The 25,037-nt window shown below is 70.3% G+C and carries 20 protein-coding genes; 15 read left to right on the plus strand and 5 right to left on the minus strand.

The window, feature by feature from the left end:
- Positions 1 to 145: 145 nt before the first annotated feature.
- A complete protein-coding gene (locus ACZ7RU_RS35970; protein WP_470345216.1) occupies positions 146 to 1,303 on the plus strand; it encodes an IS701 family transposase in 1,158 nt (385 codons plus the stop codon).
- A 1,015-nt stretch (positions 1,304 to 2,318) separates the two neighbouring features.
- On the opposite strand, the gene ACZ7RU_RS35975 is transcribed toward ACZ7RU_RS35970, so the two are convergent.
- Positions 2,319 to 3,686 carry a tyrosine-type recombinase/integrase gene (locus tag ACZ7RU_RS35975; protein WP_470345217.1) on the minus strand — a complete coding sequence of 456 codons (1,368 nt, stop codon included), beginning with the start codon at positions 3,684 to 3,686 and terminating at the stop codon, positions 2,319 to 2,321.
- A 1,334-nt stretch (positions 3,687 to 5,020) separates the two neighbouring features.
- Positions 5,021 to 5,914, minus strand: coding sequence for a helix-turn-helix transcriptional regulator (locus ACZ7RU_RS35980; RefSeq protein WP_470345218.1), 894 nt, complete (start codon positions 5,912 to 5,914; stop codon positions 5,021 to 5,023).
- A gap of 211 nt (positions 5,915 to 6,125) precedes the next feature.
- Here ACZ7RU_RS35980 and ACZ7RU_RS35985 point away from each other — a divergent pair, with 211 nt between their 5' ends.
- From ACZ7RU_RS35985 to ACZ7RU_RS36000, 4 genes are all read left to right on the plus strand, one after another.
- Positions 6,126 to 7,142 carry a zinc-dependent alcohol dehydrogenase family protein gene (locus tag ACZ7RU_RS35985; RefSeq protein WP_470345219.1) on the plus strand — a complete coding sequence of 339 codons (1,017 nt, stop codon included), beginning with the start codon at positions 6,126 to 6,128 and terminating at the stop codon, positions 7,140 to 7,142.
- A 179-nt stretch (positions 7,143 to 7,321) separates the two neighbouring features.
- Positions 7,322 to 7,690, plus strand: a complete 369-nt coding sequence (locus ACZ7RU_RS35990; RefSeq protein WP_470345220.1) for a cyclophilin-like fold protein — start codon at positions 7,322 to 7,324, stop codon at positions 7,688 to 7,690.
- Entirely contained in the window at positions 7,690 to 8,457 is a 768-nt protein-coding gene (locus ACZ7RU_RS35995; protein ID WP_470345221.1) for an SDR family NAD(P)-dependent oxidoreductase, read from the plus strand. The genes ACZ7RU_RS35990 and ACZ7RU_RS35995 overlap by 1 nt, the downstream gene beginning before the upstream one ends.
- Before the next feature lie 31 nt (positions 8,458 to 8,488).
- Entirely contained in the window at positions 8,489 to 8,902 is a 414-nt protein-coding gene (locus ACZ7RU_RS36000) for a (R)-mandelonitrile lyase (RefSeq protein ID WP_470345222.1), read from the plus strand.
- Positions 8,903 to 9,308: 406 nt separating this feature from the next.
- On the opposite strand, the gene ACZ7RU_RS36005 is transcribed toward ACZ7RU_RS36000, so the two are convergent.
- Complete coding sequence (locus ACZ7RU_RS36005) at positions 9,309 to 10,685, minus strand: GH1 family beta-glucosidase (protein ID WP_470345223.1); 1,377 nt, start codon at positions 10,683 to 10,685, stop codon at positions 9,309 to 9,311.
- An 83-nt stretch (positions 10,686 to 10,768) separates the two neighbouring features.
- Positions 10,769 to 11,749, minus strand: a complete 981-nt coding sequence (locus ACZ7RU_RS36010; RefSeq protein ID WP_470345224.1) for an ROK family protein — start codon at positions 11,747 to 11,749, stop codon at positions 10,769 to 10,771.
- Between the two features lie 304 nt (positions 11,750 to 12,053).
- Here ACZ7RU_RS36010 and ACZ7RU_RS36015 point away from each other — a divergent pair, with 304 nt between their 5' ends.
- From ACZ7RU_RS36015 to ACZ7RU_RS36055, 9 genes are all read left to right on the plus strand, one after another.
- Positions 12,054 to 13,370: an ABC transporter substrate-binding protein gene (locus tag ACZ7RU_RS36015; protein WP_470345225.1), complete on the plus strand. Its 1,317-nt coding sequence runs from the start codon at positions 12,054 to 12,056 to the stop codon at positions 13,368 to 13,370.
- A 186-nt stretch (positions 13,371 to 13,556) separates the two neighbouring features.
- Positions 13,557 to 14,516 carry a carbohydrate ABC transporter permease gene (locus tag ACZ7RU_RS36020; RefSeq protein WP_470345226.1) on the plus strand — a complete coding sequence of 320 codons (960 nt, stop codon included), beginning with the start codon at positions 13,557 to 13,559 and terminating at the stop codon, positions 14,514 to 14,516.
- Entirely contained in the window at positions 14,513 to 15,382 is an 870-nt protein-coding gene (locus tag ACZ7RU_RS36025; protein WP_470345227.1) for a carbohydrate ABC transporter permease, read from the plus strand. Before ACZ7RU_RS36020 ends, ACZ7RU_RS36025 begins: the two co-directional genes overlap by 4 nt.
- A 61-nt stretch (positions 15,383 to 15,443) precedes the next feature.
- Positions 15,444 to 16,478: a LacI family DNA-binding transcriptional regulator gene (locus ACZ7RU_RS36030; RefSeq protein ID WP_470345228.1), complete on the plus strand. Its 1,035-nt coding sequence runs from the start codon at positions 15,444 to 15,446 to the stop codon at positions 16,476 to 16,478.
- A 134-nt stretch (positions 16,479 to 16,612) separates the two neighbouring features.
- Entirely contained in the window at positions 16,613 to 17,836 is a 1,224-nt protein-coding gene (manA, locus tag ACZ7RU_RS36035) for a mannose-6-phosphate isomerase, class I (RefSeq protein WP_470345229.1), read from the plus strand.
- A gap of 56 nt (positions 17,837 to 17,892) precedes the next feature.
- Positions 17,893 to 19,188, plus strand: coding sequence for a glycoside hydrolase 5 family protein (locus ACZ7RU_RS36040; protein WP_470345230.1), 1,296 nt, complete (start codon positions 17,893 to 17,895; stop codon positions 19,186 to 19,188).
- Between the two features lie 79 nt (positions 19,189 to 19,267).
- Entirely contained in the window at positions 19,268 to 19,927 is a 660-nt protein-coding gene (locus ACZ7RU_RS36045) for a GDSL-type esterase/lipase family protein (RefSeq protein ID WP_470345231.1), read from the plus strand.
- Positions 19,924 to 20,943: a LacI family DNA-binding transcriptional regulator gene (locus ACZ7RU_RS36050; protein WP_470345232.1), complete on the plus strand. Its 1,020-nt coding sequence runs from the start codon at positions 19,924 to 19,926 to the stop codon at positions 20,941 to 20,943. The genes ACZ7RU_RS36045 and ACZ7RU_RS36050 overlap by 4 nt, the downstream gene beginning before the upstream one ends.
- Before the next feature lie 116 nt (positions 20,944 to 21,059).
- Positions 21,060 to 22,085 (plus strand): LacI family DNA-binding transcriptional regulator, encoded by a 1,026-nt coding sequence (locus ACZ7RU_RS36055; RefSeq protein WP_470345233.1) that lies wholly within the window; start codon positions 21,060 to 21,062, stop codon positions 22,083 to 22,085.
- A 4-nt stretch (positions 22,086 to 22,089) separates the two neighbouring features.
- Here ACZ7RU_RS36055 and ACZ7RU_RS36060 read toward each other — a convergent pair whose 3' ends face one another.
- The gene (locus tag ACZ7RU_RS36060) at positions 22,090 to 23,130 is read right to left on the minus strand and encodes a LacI family DNA-binding transcriptional regulator (protein WP_470345234.1); all 1,041 of its coding nucleotides are present in this window, start codon (positions 23,128 to 23,130) and stop codon (positions 22,090 to 22,092) included.
- 284 nt (positions 23,131 to 23,414) lie between these two features.
- Between ACZ7RU_RS36060 and ACZ7RU_RS36065 the strand changes: the two genes are divergently transcribed.
- Positions 23,415 to 25,019, plus strand: a complete 1,605-nt coding sequence (locus ACZ7RU_RS36065; RefSeq protein WP_470345235.1) for a cellulose binding domain-containing protein — start codon at positions 23,415 to 23,417, stop codon at positions 25,017 to 25,019.
- The last annotated feature ends 18 nt before the right edge of the window (positions 25,020 to 25,037 follow it).

The following is a 25,037-nucleotide window of genomic DNA, read 5'->3' on the forward strand; positions in this document are numbered from 1 at the left end:
CGCCGACCGCTACCGCGCCGGAGTCGTCCTGGCCTCCCTGATCCTCTGGCTCCGCGACGCGACCAGATGACCATTTGTCAGACACGCCTTAGTACTGCAACGGTGCTTATCGTGACGGCTGTCGGGTTCGCTCGTTGAGCTGTTCATGGGTGGGGACATATCCGAGGTTGATGCTCGTCGCTGGTCGGACGGGTTGGCGGAGTTGCATGAGCGGTTCGCGCACCGGTTCTCGCGGAGCGAGTCGCGGGAGTCTGCGCTGGCCTACATGCAGGGCTTGCTGGCACCACTGGAGCGCAAGAACGGGTGGACGGTGGCTGAGGAAGCTGGCCATGGCGGCCCGGACCGGATCCAGCGCCTCTTGAACCGTATCGACTGGGACGCCGACGGGGTGCTCGATGACGTACGCCAGTATGTGGTCGAGCACCTGGCGGATCCCGGCGGCGTGCTGATCGTGGACGACACCGGATTTCTGAAGAAGGGCACGCGGTCGGCTGGCGTCCAACGGCAGTACTCAGGCACCGCCGGCCGCACCGAGAACTGCCAGGTCGGAGTCTTCCTCGCCTACTCGACTGGGCGGGGCCGGACCTTGATCGACCGGGCGCTCTACCTGCCGAAGTCCTGGACGGACGACCGCGTGCGCTGCCAGGGCGCGGGGATCGGCGACGAGGTCGAGTTCGCCACCAAGGTCCAGCTCGCCAGGGCCATGGTCCGCCGGGCGATCGACGACGGGATCCCCTTCCGATGGGTGACCGCGGACGCGGGCTACGGCTACGGCAAGGGCTGGCGCCACGAGTTGGAGCAGGCCGACGTCTTCCATGTTGTGGCCACCACCCGGCACGACACCGTTGTCACCCGGCGGGCCCCGGACCACCCGCTCCACGACCTGATCGCGGATCTGCCCCGGCAGAAGTGGAAGCGCCGCTCATGCGGCGACGGCGCCCACGGCCTGCGGATCTACGACTGGGCCCGCGTCGAGGTCCGGCCCTGGCATCGACCCGACCGCCGCCACTGGGTCCTGGCCCGCCGCAGCATCACCGACCCGACGAAGGTCGCCTACTACATTGCCTACGCGCCCGCCGACGCCACGCTCAACGAGCTGATCGCCGTCGCTGGCGCCCGCTGGGCGATCGAGGAGTGTTTTCAAACGGCGAAAGGCCAGTGCGGTTTGGATGACTACCAGGTCCGCCGCTACCCGGGCTGGTACCGGCACATCACCCTGGCCATGGCTGCCCATGCCTACCTGACCGTCGTGCGGGCCCAGCAGCTCGAAAAGGGGCCGGACCGGCTCGAACGCCAGACCTGATACCGCTCACCGTCCCCGAAATCCGCCGACTGATCACCAATCTCGCACGGCCCGTCCGCCGCAGCATTACCCACGTCCTGCACTGGTCCCACTGGCGACGCCGGCGCCAGCACCAGGCCCGGACCAGCCACTACAAACGACGAGGCCAAAGCCCACGAGCTGACGCCTCGTCAGGCCAAGCACCGTTGCAGTATTAGGAGAAGCTGGACCTGACCGTCTCCGGGTTCCTCCGCGCCTCACCGGCGCGGCAGTATCGCAGCCTCGGCAAGGGCAGGGCGAAGGGCCTCGGCAGCGCCGTTCGTCCGCACTCCACCGGGTGCAGCACCATCACAGTTTGGAGGGGATAAGCAAACGCGCCGGCCACCTTCGGGTCGCTCCGCACCGTCCCGGTGCGGCACCATCGCAGCTCCGCGCCGGCGACGAGGACGTCCGCAATGTGCTCAGTTGCTCCGCACCGTTTCGACGATTGAACCGTGATTCGGTAGATCCGCACTACCGTCGCAGCATGCCCGCGCCCATTTTCGAGGTGCTGCCCACCAGGAGTCGCTCCGCACTGTCCCGGTGCGGCACCATTGCAGCAACATCCTCGGCCCCGTGTGGACATCCGCCATGGAGTCCCTCCGCACCATTCCGGTGCGGCACCATCGCAGCTCAACGTTCGACCCGCTGCTCGGCTGGTCGTGGGGGAGTCGCTCCGCACCATCCCGGTGCGGCACCATGAGAGCGAGGTCGGCGAGTACGACCTGTGGATGAGTATCCCGAGTCCCACTCCTCTGTATGCGGTCGCCCACAGAGCGTGGCTGAGGGGTCGCAGCGGAAGGGGTATCGGTGGGGACTTGCCGGGGACCACGCGTCGTTCACCAGTGTCTCTGAGGCGCCTTTCGGCGAACGAACAGCGCGGGCTGTCTACCGTCTGACGTGCAGCGATGGCTATCGCCGGGCGACTGGGGGTCAAGGGGTCGCAGGTTCAAATCCTGTCGTCCCGACCAGCGTTTTCGCAGGTCGTAGGCCGCTTTCACCGAAAGGTGGAGGCGGCCTTTTTGATGTTCCGTCGGCTGGTGGTCGCAGTGTGGTCCCGCCATTTTGTCGGCGCAGTATTTCGGCGGGTCGGGCGGGTCCTGTGCGTGGGGCGGGTTATGGGCCGGGTCGCATTTCTCGGAGTGGTGTGGCGGCCGTATCTGGCGTCGCTGTCGGCTTGGTTGAGGGCGTGGTCGATGGCATCGACGGCTTCGCGGGCGGCTCGGGCACTGAGGAAGTGGTAGATGTCCACGGTTGTCGACAGCGTGGAGTGCCGCAGTGTCTTGGAGACGATGGGGACCGGGACGTGCTCGTCCATGGCGAGGGTGCAGGCGAGGTGGCGCAGGTCGTGGAGGCGGATGACGGAGACGCCGGCGCCGCGGCACAGCTGGTGGAAGCGGTCGAGGACGTAGCCGGGGCGGATCGGGCGGCCGTGGCGGTGGAAGACGAGTCCGTGGCCGGGGGTGGGGTTGGGGCCGCGGAAGGTGGCGTGGGTGATCTGGTCGGCGATGGCGTCGGCGGCGCGGTCGGAGAGGGCAACCCAGTTGCGGCTGGAGCGGGTCTTGGGGGCGGTGAAGATGAGCTGGTTGTTGTCGACGGCGGCGAGTGTCCAGCGGATGTACATGAAGCGTTTGTCGAGATAGGCGTCGTCCTCGTGGAGGGTGAGGCCTTCGCCGCGGCGGATGCCGGAGCCGATGAGCAGTTCGGTGAAGTTGGCGATGAGGGGGTCGGCGCCGTGGGCGTAGCGCAGGAAGCGGGCGGCCTGGTCGGCGGTCCACTGGGGGCGTTCGGCGCGGCGGGGCCGTTTGATGATCATCGGGCGGGCGATGTTGCGGGGCAGGCGGTCGTTGCGGACGCCGTCGCCGAGGGCGCTGGAGAGGGTGGCGAGGATGCGGTAGGCGGTGACCTCTCCGCGCTGGTGGGCGAGCTGGTCGGTGACGAAGGCGCACAGGTGGGGGCGGGCGAAGTCGTCCAGGAGGACGGTGCGGAAGGCGGGGATGAGGTCGTCGTAGACGTAGCGGCGGTAGCGGGCGATGGTGGTGGGCTTGAGGAAAGCCTGCTTGTGGTGGAACCACTCGTCGAGGTAGTCGGCGACGCTTTGGTCGGGGTCGCAGGAGAAGCCGGTCCGTTCGCCTTCGAGGAAGCGGTGCAGGGCCTTCTTGGCGGCCTTCTTCTTGGGGAAGCCGCCGCGGCGCACGGTGTGGCGCCGGCCGTCGAGGGCGGTATGGCTGTCGACGGCCAAGGTCCAGGTGCCGTGGTGGGGGTCGGTGGCGAGGAGCGGGCAGCGGGTGCCGAGCTGGTGGCGCTGGGTGTCGCGGCAGCCGCAGCGGCGGTAGACGCGGCCGCGCTTGGCTGAGGAGCGCATGGCGATCACTTCATCGAGCTGGGGGAACGGCCTCTATCCCACCAGTCTCGTCCCGGAGCGAGCCCCGGGACCACCATTGCGACCACCAGACACATTGAGGTGGTCTGACGTGGGCTGACCCCTTGACGTGCGCGAAAGTCGCGCGAGGCTCCGTTCCACGGTTCTCAGCCTTGACGATCATGCCGCTAGAGCCGGGTTCGCGCACTTGGGCCACTGCGGGTGGCCGTGCGAGGACTCTCCGGGATCGTCGGGTGGGCCGCGAGGCGGGGCGGCGACAGAGGGATTTCCTGGGAGAAACTCCCGGGTACCTGCTTCGCGCTCCTCCTGAAGTTTATCGAATTCCACCTGGAAGTCGTCGGGCCGCTTTTCCCGCAGGCGCGGCTCGGCGCCCCTGTCCGAGGCGAGAAACCCTGGCCGACTGTTGGGTCGGCGGAATTCTAATGTCTGATAATGTGTCAGCTCTAACCTGCAATGCAACTACAGAAGGTGACATCGGGGCCGGTCAACCCCTGGTCGCATGGCTGCGAAACGGCCCAGGTCGCTCCAAGAAATGGCATGGACCACATGGGGAAGATTGCGCCCGCGGCCTCCGGTGAGCCCGTTCTGGGCCTCCTGATTTCGTGACTCTGCGTAGCTCCGGGTCGTCGAGTTCGTGGAGGACACGGCCGACACGGTTCGCGGATCCGATCAGGCGGCTGTAGGAGACGACCATCGAGCCTGTGCCGTTCAGAAGTGCGTCGCTGTAGGTCGTGAGGGGTCTGGTGGCGCTCGGGGCCGCCTGGGACGATGCCGCGGGTGATTGTCTCGCTGGTCTATCGGGTGACGAGGAAGCTGTTGTCAGTTCCGGTGTTGCTGCACCAGCAGGTGGCAAGGACGCCGAACTTCTTGTCCTGCGGAACGAGAACGCGGTGCTGCGCCGGCAACTTGCAGGTCCGGCCCTTCCACGGGCTGCCCCGTTGTCGGGGAACGCCTGAGGAAGGAGGTCACAGGACTGTCCGGGATGACTCGGTCAGTCCGGCAAGACCCAGGCCCTCTTCCCCACAGGCCCCCCGATGATCGGGTCGCTCGCCTTGTACGCGGTCGCCCGCTCCGAGTACCCGGTGGTGCTGATCGGCGCTCATGACGAACCGGGCGGCTCCTTGACCCCGGCCGCGCAGTCTGGAGCGGCAGCTGTCGCCGTGGGTGGGCGCTCTGGCTACGACGACGTCCTGAAACCCGTCTGCGGCGGCTCCCGTCCCTGACTAGCTGGCAGGGACCGCCCCACGGGACAGTCGGGCGAGTACACAGCCCGGACTTCGGCCTCGATGGCTCCAATGACCAGCGGTGCCGCACTCCTAGTTTGGAGCTGTTTGCTGGCGAGCGCCCGCCGCGGTTTCGCGGGTGGCAGCCCAACTGGCGAGCAGGCGCAGACCCTGTTCGCTGGGAGAGCCGGGTTCGGCGGTGTAGATGGTGAGGGTGAGACCGGGTGCAGCGGCCATGTCCATGCCTTCGTAGGCGAGGGTGAGGTCGCCGATGGCGTGGTGGTGGAAGCGTTTGGTTCCGGTGCCGTGGTGGCGGACGTTGTGGGCGCCCCACCGGGTGCGGAAGTCGTCGCTGCGGGTGGAGAGTTCGCCGACGAGGTCGTGGAGATCCTTGTCGTGGGGGGCGCGGCCGGCCTCGGTGCGCAGGATGGCGACGCTGATGTCGGCAGCCTGGTCCCAGTCGGGGTAGAAGCGACGGGAGGCGGCGTCGAGGAACTGGTAGCGAGCGAGGTTGTTCTGGTTGCCGGAGGTCTCGTAGACCTCGGCATAGAAGGCGCGGGCGAGTTGGTTGGCAGCGATCAGGTCCATGCGGCCGTTGCGGACGAAGGCGGGGCCGCCGGTGACGGCGTCGAGCATCCACTGCAGGCTGCGGTGCGGCGTCCACTGGCGACTGGTGCGACGGCGGGGGCGGGCGAGTGCGTCGGTGCCGTCGGCTGCCTGGGCCAGGTGCAGCAGATGGGCCCGTTCGGCGTCGTCGAGCTGCAGGGCCCGGGCGAGAGCTTCCAGGACGGCGGGTGAGGCGCCGGCGAGGTTGCCGCGCTCCAGCTTGGCGTAGTACTCCACGCTCACGTCGGCCAGGGCGGCGACCTCGCTGCGGCGCAGGCCCGGCACCCGGCGGCGGGGCCCGGTCGGCATGCCCGCCCGTTCCGGGGTGATCTTCGCGCGCCGCGAGGTGAGGAACTCGCGGACCTCCTGACTGTTGTCCACGCCTTCGACCCTACGGCCTGGCTGCACCCGGAGGGGTGTACCGCCGGTACACCCCTCATCGGTGACTCGCTGCCGTGGACGACAGGAGGTTGTCTGGAACGCGTGGCGCTCCCCGGCTCGGCTTTCGGAAGGCCTGCGGGGGTGCCCGACTCGCGCTTGGCGGCGACTGACACGCCAGGCCGTCCGCCCCGGAACCGAAGGAAGCACTCTGATGCGCGGTGCAGTGATCCACGCCCCTGGCGACGTCCGCTTCGAGACCGTGGACGACCCGAAGATCCTCAAGCCCACCGACGCGATCATCCGAACGGCGGTGACGTGTGTGTGCGGCTCGGACCTGTGGCCCTACCGGGGGGCGGAGCCGATCGGCGACCCGCACCCGATGGGCCATGAGTACGTCGGCTTCGTCGAGGAGGTCGGCTCCGAGGTGACCGGCCTGCGGTCCGGCCAGTTCGTGGTCGGCTCGTTCGCGACCTCCGACAACACCTGCTCGAACTGCTCGCACGGCTTCCAGTCGAACTGCCTGCACCGGGAGTTCATGTCTACCTGCCAGGCCGAGTACGTGCGCATCCCCAACGCCGCCGGCACCCTGGTCGCCACCGACGAGCTGCCCGGCGAGGAGCTGTGGCCGGGCCTGCTGGCGAACTCGGACGTGATGGGCACCGGATGGTGGGCTGCCGACGCCGCCGAGGTCCGACCCGGGTCGACCGCAGTGGTGGTCGGGGACGGCGCGGTCGGCTTGTGCGCCGTGATCGCCGCGAAGGAGATGGGCGCGGAGCGGATCATCGCCATGTCCCGCCACGAGCAGCGGCAGAAGCTCGCCCTGGAGTTCGGTGCGACCGACATCGTCACCGAGCGCGGCGAAGAGGGTATCGCCCGGGTCAAGGAACTGACCGGCGGGATCGGCGCGGACAGCGTGCTGGAGTGCGTCGGCACCACCCAGGCGGTGCAGCAGGCCCTGCACTCTGCCCGGCCCGGCGGCAGCGTCGGCTTCGTCGGCGTCCCCCACGGGGTCGCCGTCGACGGCCAGGAACTGTTCTTCTCCCACGTCGGCCTGCGCGGCGGCCCCGCCCCCGTGCGCCGCTACCTGCCCGACCTGATCGAGCGCGTCCTGTCCGGCCGCATCGACCCCGGCAAGGTCTTCGACCTCACCCTGCCCCTCGCCGACGTTGCAGAGGGCTACAAGGCGATGGACGAGCGTCGCGCGATCAAGGCCCTACTCAAGCCCTGACCGCGCCGGTCCGCCCATGACCGCCCTCACCCCGCGCACCTCGCTGCTCCACCCCGCCCCGGCCGTACTGCTGCCACGGCCGCCTGCACCAACAGCTGGCCGACCGCCGGCCCGGCCACTGCGGCGCCACCTACGGCCGGACGGCAGGACGCCCGGCCACCGCCGACAGGAGTATCCCGATGAACATCCGCGTCACCCTCGACGGCACGCCCGTCGCAGCGGTGCTGCACGACAGCCCCGCCGCCCGCGACCTGGCTGCCATGTTCCCGCTGACCGTGTTGCTGGAGGACTTCCACGGCACCGAGCGCATCGGCTACCCGCCGCGCGAGGTCACCACTTCCGGCACTCCCGCGCCCGCCGCGGCGAGGGCGGGCGACATCGCCTACTACGCGCCCTGGGGCAACCTGGCCCTCTTCTACAGGGACGGCCCCGCCCCATCCCCGGACCTCCTGATCCTCGGGAGCCTCGACGCCGATCCCGACACGATCGCCCGCGCCCAAGAGATCACCATCCAGACCGCCCCCGAACCCGCTGCGAGCACTCCCTGATGAACCCCGTGTACGACTTCACCGGCCAGGTCGCCTTCGTCACCGGTGCCTCCTCCGGCATGGGTCTGGCCACCGCCCGTGCCTTCGCCGAGGCGGGCGCCGCCGTCGGCCTCGCCGACATCGACGAGAGCGCCGTCGACCGGGTGGCGAAGGAGCTCACCGACGCCGGCCACCAGGTCCTCGCCCTCGTCTGTGACGTCACCGACGAGCAGCAGGTCGCCGCCGCAGTCGACCGCACCGTCGCCACGTTCGGCCGCCTCGATGCGGCCTACAACAACGCCGGGATCACGCCCCCGCCCACCGACGCCGCCGATGAGGGCGCCGAGCAATTCGACCGGGTCACGGCCGTCAACCTGCGCGGTATCTGGGCGAGCATGAAGCACGAACTGCGCCACATGCGGGAACAGGGCAGCGGCGCGATCGTCAACTGCTCCTCGCTGGGCGGCCTGGTCGGCAACCCCGGCCGCGCGGCGTACCACGCCACCAAGCACGGAGTGCTCGGCCTGACCAAGAGCGCCGCCCTCGAATACGGGCCCCGCGGTGTGCGCGTCAACGCCGTCTGCCCCGGCACCATCGCCACCCCCATGGTCGACGCCATGGTCGAAGGCGGCGAACTAGACCGCGACCAGGCCGAGACCGGCCAGGCCATCGAGCGGCTGGGCACCGCCGAGGAGATCGCCCAGGCCGTGCTTTGGCTGTGCAGCCCCGGCTCGAGCTATGTCACCGGCGTCGCCCTGCCCGTCGACGGCGGGTACACCGCCCGGTAGCCCCTCGCTCCCAGACACGAGAAGGACCGTCATGGAATTCGTCCAGCCCCAGCCCACCAGCAAAGCCCCTGCGGACTGGTTCACCGGCGACGTCTGGTGGGACGTCATCGCAGCCGGGCAGGAACCCTCCCGCCTGCGGGCCAACCTGGTGCGCTTCGCGCCTGGCGCCCGCACCCACTGGCACGTCCACGAGGTGGGCCAGACTCTGCACGTCGTCTCCGGGATCGCGTACGTGGGCACCCGCGACGGCCGGATCTTCGAGGCCCACCCGGGCGAGACCGTCGCCTGCCCGCCCGGCGAGGAGCATTGGCACGGAGCCGCCCCCGACCGCTTCATGGAGCACATCGCCATGTGGGAGGCTACCGCCGACGGCAGCCCCGAGACGATCTGGGCCGAACCCGTCACCGACCCGCAGTACAACGAGCCCCGCACCCGCTGGCCGTAGCCCGCCCTCCCGCACCGCGGGCAGGCGGTCACGGTCTGGGTGGCGGAATCGTGGGGTCGCCGAGGTCCGGGCCCGCCCCGACGTACCGGCCGCCGAGCGGAGACCGGCCCCGCCCCGGACAGCACCACCACCGAGGCCTGGCGCTGCCACGTGAGGCCGGCCGCGACCCGGCTCCCGGCGGGGCAGGCGGTGCCGACCCGGTGGCAGTGGTCGTCGCGGCAGCCGCAGCGCCGGCCATGCGGCCTCGGTCTTCGCCGGGATTCGGTGAGCAGCGCATGGTGATCGCTTCGAAGGAGCGAGCGGGTCCTGCTCTTCCCAGCCTGCGCCCGAGAGGTGATCACCGTGCGACCAACGGCCCGGGACATCGGCCTGTGACCTGTGAGTCTTCCATGGCCGCAGAAGGCGATTATCGCTTCAAGCCGTTGCTTCTGATGACCTCGCCGTACCAGTGCGCGCTGGACTTGGGCGTGCGCTGCTGGGTGGCGAAGTCGACGTGGACGAGGCCGAAACGCTTGGTGTACCCCTCGGACCACTCGAAGTTGTCCATCAGCGACCAGAGCAGGTAGCCGCGGACGTCCACCCCCGACTGGATCGCTTCGTGCAGGGCCGTGAGGTGGTCGCGCAGGAACTCGATCCGGTCGGGATCGTGTACCCGGCCGTTGTCGTCGGGGGTGTCGGCGTATGCCGCGCCGTTCTCGGTGATCCAGATGGGCAGGTCGGGGCGGGCGGACGCGATTCGCTCCAGTTGCCGACGCAGGCCGTCGGGATCGACGTCCCAGCCCATGGCGGTGGTGCGGAGTCCGGTTGGGTGGAACACGACGTCCTCGGCTCCGACCCAGGGCGATGGCCGGTGATCAACAGGGCCTGCGCCGACGGTGTGGGAGCTGTAGTAGTTGACACCGAGAAAGTCGATCGGGGTGCTGATCACGGCCTCGTCGCCCTCACGGAGGTGGCCGAGGCCGGCGATCGGTTCGATGTGCGCCAGGACGTCGGCCGGGTAGGCGCCGGTGACCACCGGTTCGAGGAGGAGCCGGTTCATCAGCAGGTCGATCCGCCGGGCCGCGTCCTGATCGGTCGGGTCGTCGCTCACCGCCTGTACGGGGTAGAAGTTGGGTGCCAGGCCGATTTCCCGGTGCCGCCCCTGCACCCGTAGTGCCCTCGCTGCCAGCCCGTGGCCCAGGAGTAGGTGGTGGGCGGCGCGCAGCGCGCCCGGAGGGTCCTGCGCTCCTGGGGCGTGCAGGCCGCTGGCGTACCCGAGGAAGGCGGCGCACCAGGGTTCGTTGACGGTGATGAACGTGTCCACCAGGTCGCCGAGGTGTTCACCGACCAGCTGGGCGTAGTCGGTGAAGCGCCAGGCGGTGTCCCGGGCACGCCAGCCGCCGCGGTCCTCCAGCGCTTGTGGGAGGTCCCAGTGGTAGAGCGTGGCGACGGGCTGGATGCCGTTCTCGTGCAGCTCGTCGAGTAGGCGGCGGTAGAAGTCGAGTGCCTTCGGGTTGGCTCGGCCGCTGCCGTCGGGCTGGAGCCGGGCCCAGGAGAGCGAGAAGCGGTAGGCCTGGAGGCCGAGATCGGCCATCAGGGCGACGTCCTGCCCGTGGCGGTGGTAGTGGTCGCAGGCGGTGTCGCCGGTGGTGCCGTCGAGGGTCGTGCCCGGGCTGTGGCTGAACACGTCCCAGATGGAGGATGTCCGGCCGTCCTCGGAGACGGCGCCCTCGATCTGGTAGGCGGAGGTGGCGGCGCCCCATCGGAACCCGTCGGGGAAGCGGAGGAAGGTCTGCTCGGACACGGATGTGACACCTCGGGAAACGGGGTCACCGGGCCAGCGGATCCGCACCGACCCGGATTGCCTCGACAGTGGGCTGGACGGGGTCAGTGAACGGGCAGTGCCGGGCGTGCGAGGGCTGCCGCGCCGACCAGGCCGGCGCCGGTGCCCAGGGCAGCGGGGAGGACAGCGGTTCGGGCCGTGAAGGGCAGGGTGGCGTAATCGGCCAGGTGGCGGCGCAACGGCTGGAGGAGCAGGTCGCCGGAGGCGGCGACGCCGCCTCCGATGATCGCGGCTTCGATCTCCACCAGGGTGGCGACGGCGGCGATCCCGGCGGCGAGGGCGCGGGCGGCCCGGTCGTAGGCGTGCAGGGCGAGCGGGTCGCCCGAACAAGCGGCGGCCGCGACCGCTGCGGCGGAGGTGTCGCCATCGGGGGCCCGCCAACCGTTCTCGGCTGCGGTCCGGGCGATGGCGGTTCCGCTGGCGAGCCCCTCGACGCAGCCGCGTGAGCCGCAGGGACAGGGCCGGCCGGCATAGTCGATGCTGATGTGACCGAGGTGGCCGGCGTTCCCGGTGGGCCCGGTGTGGAGTCTCCCGTCGATGATCAGGCCCGCGCCGATTCCGGTGGAGACCACCAGGCACAGGGCGTTGCGGTACGGGCGTGCGGCGCCGAGCCAGTGTTCCGCCGCGGCCATCGCCACCGCGTCGCCTCCGAGTACCACCGGCAGGCCGTTGACGGCGGGGTGGCCGGCGACCGCAGTCCGTAGCGGAAACGCCCGCCAGGCGGGGATGTTGACCGGGCTGACGGTACCGTCCTCGATGTCCACCGGGCCGGCGCTGCCGACTCCGACAGCCCGCACGCTTGCCCACAGAGGGTGCCGGGCGAGGCCGTCCAGCACGTGTTCCACCGCGGCCAGCACCGTGCGGGCGTCCTCCCGGGGGGTGGGCTGCCGGATTTGGTGGAGGAGGGTCCCGTCCGCGTCGACCAGACCTCCCGCGATCTTCGTTCCGCCGATGTCCAGTGCCGCCAGAAGGGCGCGCGCGGAGGTGGGGCGGCCGTCGACCGCGAGGGCCTGTTCGTAACTCATCGTGACTTCTCCGCTGATAGGACGGGGGGAGTGCCGACCTGCTTCGGGCATGTCGCCCCGGGGTGGTCCCGGTGATTCTCACTGTGTTGGACAACGTTGTCCATGGAGTCGGCAGGCCGAGGCCTTTTCGTCATCAGGTTAGGCAAATGTTTAGTAAAACGGGCAGGGATCGTAAAAAACTGCCTGCATTTCAATGTTGATCGGTCTATGGACATGGCCCCGATGTGACGTCTACGTTAAGCAGCCAACGACCGGGAGGCCGCTTCCCGGCGTTCATGACGATCAGCGCGAAGGATGAGCGAAGATGCGCAGAGGATGGATGGCCGGCACGGCCGCTTCCATGATTTTGCTCACTGCCTGTAGCGGTGGTGGCGGCGGGACCGCGTCCTCCGCGGCGACCGTCAACTCCGATCCGGCCAAGGTGTCGGGTTCCATCACGGTCCTGACCAACCGGACCGACCAGCTGAACAAGGGGGTCCTCGCCGGGTATGCCGCCGAGTTCAACAAGACCTACCCGAACGTCAAGGTCAAGTTCGAGGGCATGACCGACTACGAGGGCGAAGTCAAGATCCGCATGAACACCGAGAACTACGGTGACGTGTTGCCGATCCCGTCCGACCTCTCGATCACCCAACTCCCCAACTTCTTCGCCCCGTTGGGTGAGGCCGGAGACCTCTCGAAGCAGTACGACTGGATTGACTACGGCACCGTCGGCGGCAAGGTGTACGGCATCGCCAATTACGGCACCGTCACGGGCTTCGTCTACAACAAGGCGCTCTGGCAGCAGGCCGGCATCACCGAGTGGCCGAGGACCCCGCAGGAGTTCATCGAGGACCTGAAGGCCGTCAAGTCCAAGACCCAGGCGATCCCGTACTACACCAACTACCACGACGGCTGGCCGCTGAAGCAGTGGACCGACGCGATCGGCTCGCCGAGCTGCAACGAGGGCGCCAAGGACGCGATGGCCTCCACCGCGGCCCCGTGGACCAGCGGCAACGACATCCACACGATCGACAGCCTGCTGTACTCCGTCGTCCACGAGAAGCTGACCGAGCCCGACCCCACGACCACCAACTGGGAGAACTCCAAGACGCTTCTGGGCACCGGACAGGCGGCCACCATGTACCTCGGCTCCTGGTCCATCGCCCAGATGCAGGACGCCGCGAAGGCCGCCGGGAAGAACCCCGACGACATCGGCTACATGCCGTTCCCCTCGGCGACCGCGGAGGGCAAGCTCTGCACGGTCCTCCAGCCGGACTACAAGTACGGCATCAACAAGCACTCCAAGAACCAGGAGGCGGCCCGGGCCTGGCTGGACTGGTTCATCAACAAGTCCGGCAGCGCCCAGGCCGAACAGGGCATCTCCTCGGTCAAGGGCTCTCCGATGCCGACCGCGCTCAAGCCCTTCGCCGACAAGGGCGTCACGATGATCGGCCAGAAGCAGGAGAAGTCCGCCGCCGTCAAGAAGATCGACAAGGCCGCGGAGATCGACCTCGACGCCCCCGACTACCGGCAGAAGCTCGTCGACATCGCCCGCGGCGCCGGCGCCGGAGACCAGAACGGCTACTTCGCGGACCTGAACAAGAAGTGGTCCGAGGCACAGAAGACCGTGGCCGGCTGACGGCGCCGAAGGACTGCGGTGCGGCCGGGCGCACCGCCCTGACCTCCCGGCCGCACCGCGCCACGGCCCCGACCCCCGTGTCCCGGCCGCTCGGCGGCGCGAGGAAGGGAACGGCCCCGCCTTCCGGACGGGCGGGGGGAGGGGGAGGCGGGCTCCCGGGTGTCGGGCTCAACGAAGGACAGGAAGATGACTGCACTGCAGAAGGACCGGAGCGCGAGCGTGACGCCGCCCTCCGGCGACCGGGCCGTACCGGATGCGCCGGTCCGGCGCCGAAGGGCCGGCCGAACCCACCGGTGGTTCACACCCTGGCTCTACCTGCTGGTCCCACTGGCGCTTCTGGTGACCTTCACGTACCTGCCGATCCTCGACATGCTCGGCTACAGCGTCACCGACTGGGACGGCATCAGCCCCGAGCGGAACAACGTCGGGGCGGACAACTACACGGCGCTGTTCACGCGTCCGGAACTGTTCAAGGTCTTCCTGGTCAGCGGCGTGTACCTACTGGCCTCCTTCGTCCAGATCGCGCTCGCGCTCTACTTCGCCACCGTGCTCAGCTTCGACACCCGCTTCAGGAACCTCTTCAAGGGCATCCTGTTCTTCCCGTACCTGATCAACGGCGTCGCGATCGGCTTCGTGTTCCTCTACTTCTTCCAGCCCGGCGGCACGCTGGACACCGTGCTGCGCCTGCTGGGCGTCGGCGGACAGCACCTGTGGCTGGGGGATCCGGACCTCGTCAACAAGTCACTGGCGGGGGTGTCGGTCTGGCGGTACACGGGCCTGAACATGGTGCTGTTCCTCGGCGCGATCCAGTCCATCCCGCCCCACCTCTACGAGGCCGCGGCACTCGACGGTGCGAGCCGGTGGCAGCAGTTCCGCCACATCATCGCCCCCAGCATCAAACCGATCATCAGCCTCAGCGCGATCCTCGCGGTCTCCGGCTCGCTGGCCGTGTTCGAGATCCCGTACGTCATGACCGGCGGCTCCAACGGCAGCGAGACCTTCGTCATCCAGACCGTCAAGCTGGCCTTCAAGTTCGACAAGGTCGGCCTCGCCTCCGCCTGCGCCGTCGTGCTGCTGGCCCTGATCCTGTTCGTCACCTGGATCCAGCGCCGCCTGGTGCCGGAGGAGAGGGTTGAACTGTCGTGACCATTCCCGCCACCCCGGCCGCCCGCCGGTTCGCCCCGACCCCTCGGGCGTTCGCCGCCACGGTCGGCAAATACACCTCCCTGGGACTCGCCAGCGCGATCGTGCTGATACCGCTCACCGTGGTGCTGTTCACCTCGCTCAAGAGCAGCAACGAGGCACTGACCACAGGCCCGCTCACCCCGCCGGGCGACTGGCTCAACCTCCACAACTACGCGACCGCCTTCCAGCAGGGCAAGATGCTGCAGGGCTTCGTCAACACCACGATCATCCTGGTGGTCTCCACCGCCGGCACCGTGCTGATCGGTTCGATGACCGCCTACGCCATCGACCGCTTCGAGTTCCGGCTCAAGAAGCTGGTGATGGCCCTCTTCCTGATCGCCACGCTCGTCCCGAGCGTGACCACCCAGGTCGCCACCTTCCAGATCGTCAACGACCTCGGGGCGTTCAACACCCGTTGGGCGCCGATCATGCTCTACCTGGGCACCGACATCGTGTCGATCTACATCTTCCTTCAGTTCATCCGCTCCATCCCGCTCTCGCTCGACGAGGCGGCCAGGCTCGACGGCGCCAACTCCTTCACCATCTACCGGCGGATCATCCTGCCGATGCTCAGACCAGCCATCGCCACCGTGGTGATCATCAAGGGCATCGCGGTCTACAACGACTTCTACATCCCCTTCCTGTACATGCCCTCGGCCGACCTGGGCACCATCTCCACCTCGCTGTTCCGCTTCAAGGGGCCGTTCGGCGCGCACTGGGAGACCATCTCGGCCGGAACCATCCTGGTCATCCTGCCGACTCTGATCGTCTTCCTCGCCCTGCAGCGCTTCATCTACAGCGGCTTCGCGGCAGGCTCCACGAAGTGATCCGTCCCTCCGGTGCCGCACCTGCGCCGCGTCACCGCCGAGCCGATGAGCGGAGCCGCAGTTGAGCGAGCGCACCACCATCAGGGACGTCGCCGAGCGCGCCGGGGTCTCGCCGGGGGCGGTGTCCCTCGCGCTCAACGACCGGCCAGGGGTGTCGGAACGCACCCGCGCGCGGATCCGCGCGGCCGCGACCGAACTCGGCTGGGCGCCCGGCCAGGCCGTCCGCAGCCCGGCCGGGGGCGGCGGCCGGGGAGACACCGTCGGTCTGGTGCTCACCCGCCCGGCCCGCCAACTCGGCCTGGAACCCTTCTACATGGAGTTCGTCTCCGGCATCCAGAGCGTGCTGGAGGAACGGTCGGCCACGCTTCTGCTGCGGCTGGTGCGCGACCGCGACCAGGAGAGCGCCGTCCATCACACCTGGTGGCACGAGCGGCGGGTCTGCGGGTCAGTCCTGGTTGATCTGCTCGAGGACGACCCTCGAATCCCCGCCCTGGCCCGGATCGGCATGCCGGTCGTCGCGGCCGGCCACCCCGGACTCACCGGCGGCTCGACGGCCTCCGTCTGGACGGACGACGCCGCCGCGGTCGAGGAGGTCGTGCGCTACCTCGCGCTGCTCGGCCACCGCCGGATCGCCCGCGTCGGCGGCGACCCACGGCTGGGACACTCCGCGATACGGGGGCGCGCACTGGAACAGGTCGCGGCCGAACTCGGCCTGGACGAACCGCGCAGCCTGCCCACCGACTTCTCCGGCCAGGCGGGCGCCCGGGCCACCCGCGAACTGCTCGCCTCCGGAACCCGGCGGCCCACCGCGATCCTCTACGACAACGACATCATGGCCGTCGCCGGGCTCGCCGTCGCCGCCGAGTTCGCACTGACCGTCCCGGACGACCTGAGCCTGGTCGCCTGGGACGACTCCCAACTGTGCCGACTCACCCATCCCGCGCTCTCCGCGATGAGCCACGACGTCTACGGCTACGGCGCCCAGGTCAGCCGCTGCCTCTTCGCCCTGCTCGACCGCCGCGCCGCTGCCGCAGGCCCCGCCCCGACCCCCGTCCTCCTACCCCGCGGCACCACCGCACCCCCCGGCATGCCCTGACCACATGCCGCTCCAGACCCCGGTCCGCCCCCGACTCCTCCTGAGGGTGAGGAAGCCCGGGGGCGGACCGGACCACCTCAGACCGGAGCCCACCCATGACCCCGCCGCACCACCCTGCCCATCCGCTTCCAGCCGTGGGCCCGCTTTCCGCAGCCGACCTGCTCACCAACCGGATCAGGCCCTACCCGTGGGGCTCCACCACCGCCATCGCCCGACTCACCGGCCGCCGCCCGACCGGCGAACCCGAGGCCGAGCTATGGATGGGCGCCCACCCCGACGCGCCGTCCACCCTGGACCGCGGCAACGGCCCCGAACCCCTCGACCAGGTCATCGCCCGCGATCCGCACCACGAACTCGGCCGACGGGTCGCGCAGCGCTACGGAGCCCGACTGCCGTTCCTGGTCAAGGTGCTCGCCGCCGAGTACGCCCTGTCGGTCCAGGTCCACCCCAGCGCAGACCAGGCCGAGGCCGGGTACACCGCTGAGGAGGCCGCAGGCGTTCCACGGGACGCAGCCCACCGCATCTACCGCGACCGCCACCACAAGCCCGAACTGCTCTGCGCACTCGACGACTTCGGCGCCCTCTGCGGCTTCCGCGACCCGGCCGCCACCGCCGCGCTGATGGCCTCCCTGGACGCGCCGGCCCTAGCGCCGTGGATCGCGACCCTGCGCAGTGCCGACCCCGCGACGGCCCTGCGTACCGTCCTGACCGAGGCGCTCGACGCCGACCGGGCCCGAGGCGAGGAGGCCGCTGCGGAACTCGCCCCCGCCCTGGAGCGCGCCGCCGGGACCCCCGGCCCGCACGCCGCCACCTTCGCCGCGTACGCCGCGGCTGGCCGGGACTACCCCGGTGATCCGGGACTGGTCGCCGCGCTGCTGCTCAACCACGTGCGACTGCGGCCCGGACAGGCGCTCTTCCTCGACGCCCGCGTCCCGCACGCCTACCTGCACGGGACCGGCGTGGAGATCATGGCCAACTCCGACAACGTCCTGCGCTGCGGTCTGACTCCCAAGCACGTCGACGTCCAGGCCCTCGCCACCGTCGTCGACTTCCGGCCTGGCCCACCGGCCCTGGTTCCCCCGGCCGGCGGCGTTGACGGTGAACTCCACTACCGGACACCGGCCGCCGAGTTCGCGCTCTCCCGGCTCGACCTCCTCGGCCGCGCCACCCTCGCCGCCGACGGCCCGCAGATCCTGCTCTGCACCGAGGGCAGCGCCGAACTCCATCGATCCCCGGGACGATCGCTCACCTTGCGCCGAGGGGACAGTGCCTTCCTCCCGGCCACCGGCGCTCAGGCGGAGCTGCGCGGGACCGCCACCCTCTACCGGGCCCGCGTCCCCGAGCACCCTGGCGTCTGACCGCCCCACTGCCACCCGTCGGCGCCGCCAGGCGCCCACTTCGGAGGTCCCTTCCCGTGAACGCATTTCCCGGCACCACCGACCCCGCCCTCACCCGCCGATCGCTGCTCGGCGCCGCCTCCGCCACCCTGGCGCTGGCCGCCGTCCCGGCCCTGACCACGCCGGCCGCCGCCGAGCCCGCGCCGCTCGCCGGACCCGGCCGCCGAGACGCGGGCTTCGTCACCACCCACGGCGGTGAACTCCGCCTGGCGGCACAACGGTTCCGTTTCGGCGGCACCAACTGCTACTACCTGCACCAGCAGTCCCACTACATGATCGACGCGGTCCTCGACGACGCCGCCGTGATGGGACTGGCCGTGGTCCGGGCCTGGGCGTTCGCCGACGGCTCCGGGCGCTCGTACCGCCCTCTGCAGCCCAAGCCCCACAGCTACGACGACGAGGCGCTCGACTCCCTCGACTACGCCGTCCACAAGGCCGGGCAGCTCGGGATCCGCCTCGTCCTGCCCCTGGTCAACAACTGGCCGGACTACGGCGGGATGCAGCAGTACGTCAACTGGTTCCTCGGCCTGCCCGACGACTCCTACGGCGACAGTGTCAACCACGACCGCTTCTACACCGACCCCGGGATCAAGGCCTGCTACCGGGCCTGGGCCAAGCACCTCGTCCAGCACCGCAACCGCTACACCGGCCTGCGCTACTGCGACGACCCCACCGTCATGGCCTTCGAACTCGCCAACGAACCGCGGTGCCGCAGCGACAAGAGCGGCGCCACCCTGCTCGCCTGGGCCGCCGAGATGAGCGCCTACGTCAAGTCGCTCGCCCCCCGCCAACTGCTCGCCGTCGGCGACGAGGGCTTCTTCGGACGGCCCGGACACACCGACTACCCCTACTCGGACTACGAGGGCGTCCGGTGGAACGAACTGGTCGCCCTCCCCGCCGTCGACTACGGCACTGTCCACGTCTACCCGCAGAACTGGGGCGAGACCAGGGTCGGCAAGCCCGGCACCGACGCCACTACCTGGGGCACCCGCTGGATCGAGGACCACCTCGCCGCCGGCCGAGCACTCGGGAAGCCCGTGGTGATCGAGGAGTTCGGGCTCCAGATCGACGCAGCACGGGACATCCCCGACACCGCCGCCCGCGACGCCGCCTACACCGCCTGGACCGACGCCGTCCGCACCGGCGGCGGTGCGGGCGACCAGTTCTGGCTGCTCACCTCCCGGGTCGACGACGGTTCCTTCTACCCGGACTACGACGGCCACCGCATCATGTGGAACAACGACCCCGCCAACCCGACCCGCACCACCGCCCAGCTGTTCGCCGCCCACGCCAGGGCGATGGCCGCCGGCTGACCGGCCCCCACACTGCCCCCGCCGCCGCACCCGCCGTCCACCGCCCGACGGGCGCGGCAGCCTGCCGCCCGAGGACCGCATGCCATCCGACCTGCCGCTCAACGCCATCGTGCTCTTCCAAGGCGACAGCATCACCGACGCCGGACGTGACCGCGGCGACCCCGCCTCCCTGGGCAACGGCTATGCGGCGCTCGCCGCGGCCGCCCTGAACACCGCACACCCCGGTGCGACCGTTCTCAACCAGGGGGTCTCGGGCGACCGCATCCACGACCTGCGCGACCGCTGGGGCCGCGACACCCTGGCCCACCGGCCCGACCTGCTCTCCGTGATGATCGGCGTCAACGACACCTGGCGCCGGTACGACTCCGGGCTCGCCTCGCCCCCCGGCATGTGGGAGGACACCTACCGGCAGCTGCTCGGCCGGGTCCGTGAACACTGTGACGCCCGGCTCCTGCTCATCGAACCGTTCCTCGTCCCCGTCACCCCAGAGCAGTGGGCCTGGCGCGAGGACCTCGACCCGCGCATCCACGCCGTCCGCAGGCTCGCCACCGAGTTCGACGCGCTCCTGCTGGCCGCCGACGGCCTGCTCAACCAGGCCGCGCGCACCGTGGGCGCACCCGGCCGGATCGCCGCCGACGGCGTCCACCCCACCCCGTACGGGCACCGGTTGCTCGCCGCGGCCTGGTGCGACCTAGTCCTCGGAGCGGCCGACGCTTCCGCCGTATGCTGCCGGGCATGAGCAGGGGATACGGCACCAGGCCCACGATGAAGGACGTCGCTGTGGAGGCCGGCGTCGGCCTGAAGACCGTGTCCCGGGTGGTGAACGGCGAGAGCGGCGTCGCCTCCGCGACGGCCGAGCGGGTGCGGGCCGCCATCGACCGGCTCGGGTTCCGCCGCAACGACAGTGCCCGCCTGCTGCGGACCGGCCGCACCGCCAGCATCGCCCTGCTCCTGGAGGACATCGGTGACCCTTTCTCCTCCGCTCTCTCCCGTGCGGTGGAGGGCGTGGCCGCGGAGCACGGCTGCCTCCTGTTCACCGGCTCCAGTGCCGAGGACCAGCGTCGTGAGCGCGACCTCGCGCTCGCCTTCTGCGCCCGCCGGGTGGACGGCCTGATCGTGGTGCCGACCGGGGACGACCACCGCTACCTGCTTCCGGAATCCGCCGCCGGGACCCCGGTGGTCTTCCTCGACCGCCCGGCGGCGGCCATCGAGGCGGACGCCGTGCTCAGTGACAACGCGGGCGGCGCCCGGACCGGGGTCGCCCACCTGATCCGGCACGGCCATCGGCGGATCGGCTTCATCGGGGACCTGGCCCGCATCCACACCAGTGCCGAGCGGCTGCGCGGCTACCGGAGGGCCATGGCCGACGCCGCGCTGCCGGTGGACGAGCGGTGGATCGACACCGGACCCACCGATGCGGCCCGGGTCACGGCCGCCGTCGACCGGCTGACCAGGGGAGCGGCACCGGTCACCGCCCTCCTCACCGCCAACAACCGGATCACCCTGGCCGTGCTCCACCACCTTCCATCGGACGGGCCCCGCCCCGCCCTGGTCGGATTCGACGACCTGGAACTGGCCGATCTGCTCGCGCCGGGTCTCACGGTCGTCGCCCAGGACCCGGCCGCGCTCGGTGCCGCGGCCGCCCGTACGCTCTTCGAGCGCCTGGCCGGGGACACCGGCGCGGCCCGCCGGATCGAGATCCCCACCCGCCTGATCCCTCGCGGCTCCGGGGAGATCGGCCCCCGCGCCGGCTGACCAGTCGCCCCTCGCCCTCCCCGCCGCCCGTGGTCCCGCACGGGTCACCTCGCCTGACAGGATGGACCCGTGCGGCGCCTCGTCGCACATCCAGTGGGCCGCGGGAAGGAACGCACATGGAAAGCCGGGTGACGATCCGGGACGTCGCCGCCCGAGCGGGGGTATCGGCGGGCGCCGTCTCGCTCGCCCTCAACGACCGGCCCGGCGTCTCCGCCGACACCCGCAAGAGGATCGTCGAGGCCGCCCGCGAACTGGGCTGGTCGCCCAATCTCGCGGCCCGGTCCCTCGCTCAGGGGCACCGGGTCCACACCATCGGCATGGCGCTCACCCGCGCCGCCGCCGGCACCGTTCTGGACGCGGTGCACATGGCGCTGATCGGCGGGATCGAGAGTGTGCTCACCGAGCGGCCCTGTTCCCTGCTGCTGCACGTCGCCCCCGACCTCGACGCCGAGATCGCGCTGTACAAGCAGTGGTGGCAGTCCGGCAAGGTGAACGGCTCGGTCCTGGTCGGAGTGACCAGCGACGACCCGCGGATCGAACCCGTCCACCGGCTCGGCATGCCCGTCGTCGCCGTTGCGCCTCCGCAGCTCAGTGGCCCCTTCCCGGCAGTGTGGCACGACGACGCGATGGCCATGGCGGAGGCCGTGCGCTACCTGTCGATCCTCGGCCACCGCCGGATCGCGCACGTCGGCGGCCCGGTGATGCTGGGCCAGTCGATCGTCCGCGCGGAGGCGTTCGCGTCCACCGCCGCCGAACTGCTGCTGGACGACGCCAGGAGCGTGCACACCGCCCTGTCCGCACACGAGGGCGCCACGGCGACTCGCTCACTGCTGGCCGACGCCGGCCGGCCGACCGCCATCGTGTACGACAACGACCTCATGGCGGTGGCCGGCCTCGCGGTGGCGGGCGAGCTCGGCCTTCGGGTTCCCGAGGACCTGTCGCTGGTCGCCTGGGACGACTCGGACCTGTGCCGGATCACCAGGCCGGCTCTCTCGGCGCTCAGTTACGACCCCTTCGCGTTCGGCGCCGAGGTCGCTCGCTGCCTGCTCGAGCTCCTGGACGACGGCCGGGCCCGCTCGCGGGTCTCCGACGCCCCGGTGCTGGTCCCGCGAGGGACCACCGGCCCGCCTGCCCGTACCTGACAGGTCAAGCAGACGGCGGCGCCGTACTCCCGCGCGGGGTGAGCCGAGGAGACCGGTCCTCGAAGCCTTCGCCGCGCCCGCGGGCGATCAGGGCGAGCAGAGTGCGGGCTGCGTTCGCGCCGTATGCGTGGATGTCGCGGGTCAGCGCGGTGAGCGGCGGCCGGACCACCTGGACCAGCGGGGAGTCGTCCCAGGCGACGATCGACAGGTCGCGCGGGACCTGGAGCCCCATCTCCTGGGCCACCGACAAGCCGGCGACGGCGGTGATGTCGTTGTCGTAGAGGATCGCCGTCGGACGGGTGGGGGAGAGCAGCAGGCGCCGGGTGGCCCGCGCCCCGGCCTCGCCCGTGTAGTCGGTGTGCGCCGTGGGCGCGGGGTCCAGGCCGAGTTCGGAACAGGCGCCGGCGAAGGCACGGTCCCGGATCGAGGTGTGCACCAGGCCCTCCAGCCCGGCCACCCGGCCGATGCGCCGATGGCCCAGGGCCGCCAGGTATTCCACGGTCTCCCGCACTGCGGCGGCGTCGTCCGACCAGACGGGGGTCAGTGAGCCCGCCCCGGACGGGTGACCGATCACCACGGTCGGCAGGCCCAGCGCCTCCAGCGCGGGCACCCGGGCATCGTCCTCGCGCAGGTCGACCAGGATCGCGCCGTCGATGTGCCGCTCGCTCCACCAGCGTCGGTAGGTCTCCAGGCCGCGTTCGTGGTCCGCGACGACCTGGAGCGCCAACGAGTACGAGGCGTCGGACAGTACGTTCTCGATGCCGCCGATCAGTTCCATGAAGAACGGCTCGGTGCCCAGCATCCGCGCGGGTCGGGCGAGCGCCAGGCCCACCGCCGCCGCCGTCGCCCCGCTGAGCGCCCGGGCAGCGCTGTTGCGCACGAACCCGATCTCCTCGGCCACGGCCTCGATCCGGGCCCGGGTGGCCTCGGAGACACCGGGCCGACCGTTGAGCGCGTTGGAAACCGACACCTTGGACACACCGACGATCTTCGCGATGTCGGTGATGGTCGGCCGCCGAGCGGCGGGACTCTTCTGCTGGGACATGCCCCCAAGCTACTACGCGCCCACCCGACGACAGCGGCTGATCGGCAAGCTCATTGCAACAAACGGTTAATCGCTTATTGACGAGCAGCTGTCGGCAGCCATACGGTCCGTCTGCATTAAGCGGTTAATCGAAGCCGTGGCCGGGCTCTGTCGCCGACTTCCCCCGTGCCGGCCGGCGCACCCCGAGCCGGGGCCGCACCGCCCCCGACGTGTTCCCGGTGGAGTCACCGGGCGCCGGGGTCCCTTCACCCACCACCCACCCGTCCGGGACGAAAGGGACGCGCGTGCACCACCAACCACATTCCGCCGCCGGAAGCCGCGTCTGGCCACTGGCGCTCCTCCTCGCGGCCGTTCTCGCCGCAGCGGGCCTCGTAGCCACCCGGGTAACCGCCTCCGCGGCCGACACCACGAGTGCCTTCGCCAGTCGCTGCGGCATCCACTTCTGCCTGAACGGCAAGCCGTACTACTTCGCGGGCGCAGACTCCTACGACCTCTTCACCTTCGGGTCGGGGTCCGGTGACACCGAGACGCAGTTCATGGACAAGGCGCGCATCGACGCCCACTTCGCCAACCTGCGGGCGGACAAGGTGAACGTGGTCCGGCTGTGGATGTTCAGCCACGAGAACTGGCATGGCTTCGAGAAGGCCAAGGGCGTGTACGACGAGCAGGAGTTCGCCCAGTTCGACTACATCGTCGAGTCCGCTAGGGCCCACGGCCTGAAGCTGATACCGGTGTTCGAGAACTACTGGGAGGCCTACGGCGGCATCGACAGCCGCCTGCAGTGGGAGGGGCTGTCCGGCGGCCAGCCCGGCCGGGCGGCCTTCTTCGACAGGAAGCGGTGTCCCGGCTGCTTCACCTCGTACAAGGACTACGTGGGCCACGTGCTCAACCGCACCAACCACTACAGCGGCGCCAGGTACATGGACGACCCGACCATCTTCGCCTGGGACCTCATGAACGAGCCCCGCTACCAGGGGCAGGGCGCCGCCGAGGACACCGGCGGCACCACCCTGCGGGCCTGGGTCGACGAGATGGGGGCCTTCGTCAAGGGCATCGACGGCAAGCACCTGCTCGGCGTCGGCATCGAGGGCCACGGGGCCGCGTACGGGTTCGGCGGTGACGAGGGCAATCCGTTCGTGGCCGTGCAGCAGTCGCCGTACATCGACTACACCTCGGCCCACCCGTACCCGACCGAACCCTGGGCGAACCTGACGATCGACCAGACCAGGACGCTCATCCGGGCTTGGATCCGCGACTCGCACAACGTGGTCGGAAAACCCTTCTTCATGGGTGAGTTCAACGTCCAGAACGTCGACCGCTCCGCTTGGTGGACTGCCCTCTACACGGACTTCGAGGCGGCCGACGGCGACGGGAGCGCCTTCTGGTGGTACGAGGACCACGACGTCGACGGCACGTTCGGCGTTCGGGCGGGCGCGCCAGAACTGGCTGTGTTCCGCGACCACTCCGACCGCATGGCGGCCAAGAGCGGGCTCGTCACCCCGACCGGCTCCGCGTCGCCCTCGCCCGGCGGCGGCCCCTCAGGCTCTCCGAGCCCGACCCCGGCGGGCGCCTGCGCCGTCCACTACGGCCTGTCCGACTGGGGAGCCTCCTTCAACGGTGACGTGACCATCAGGAACACGGGCCCCACACCGGTCGACGGCTGGCAGCTGGTGTTCGCCTTCCCCGGTGGGCAGACCGTCACCGCCATGTGGAACACCCGCGGAACCCAGAACGGCAAGCAGGTCACCGCGAGCAATCCGCCCGACTACAACACGACCATCGCAGCCGGCGGCACGGTCGCGTTCGGCTTCACCGGCACGTCGACGCCGGGGACCAACGGTGTACCGACCGCCTTCGCGCTGAACGGATCGGCCTGCACGACCTACTGACCCACCCCACCCCCGGGC

Source organism: Kitasatospora sp. NPDC114501 (assembly GCF_055633695.1).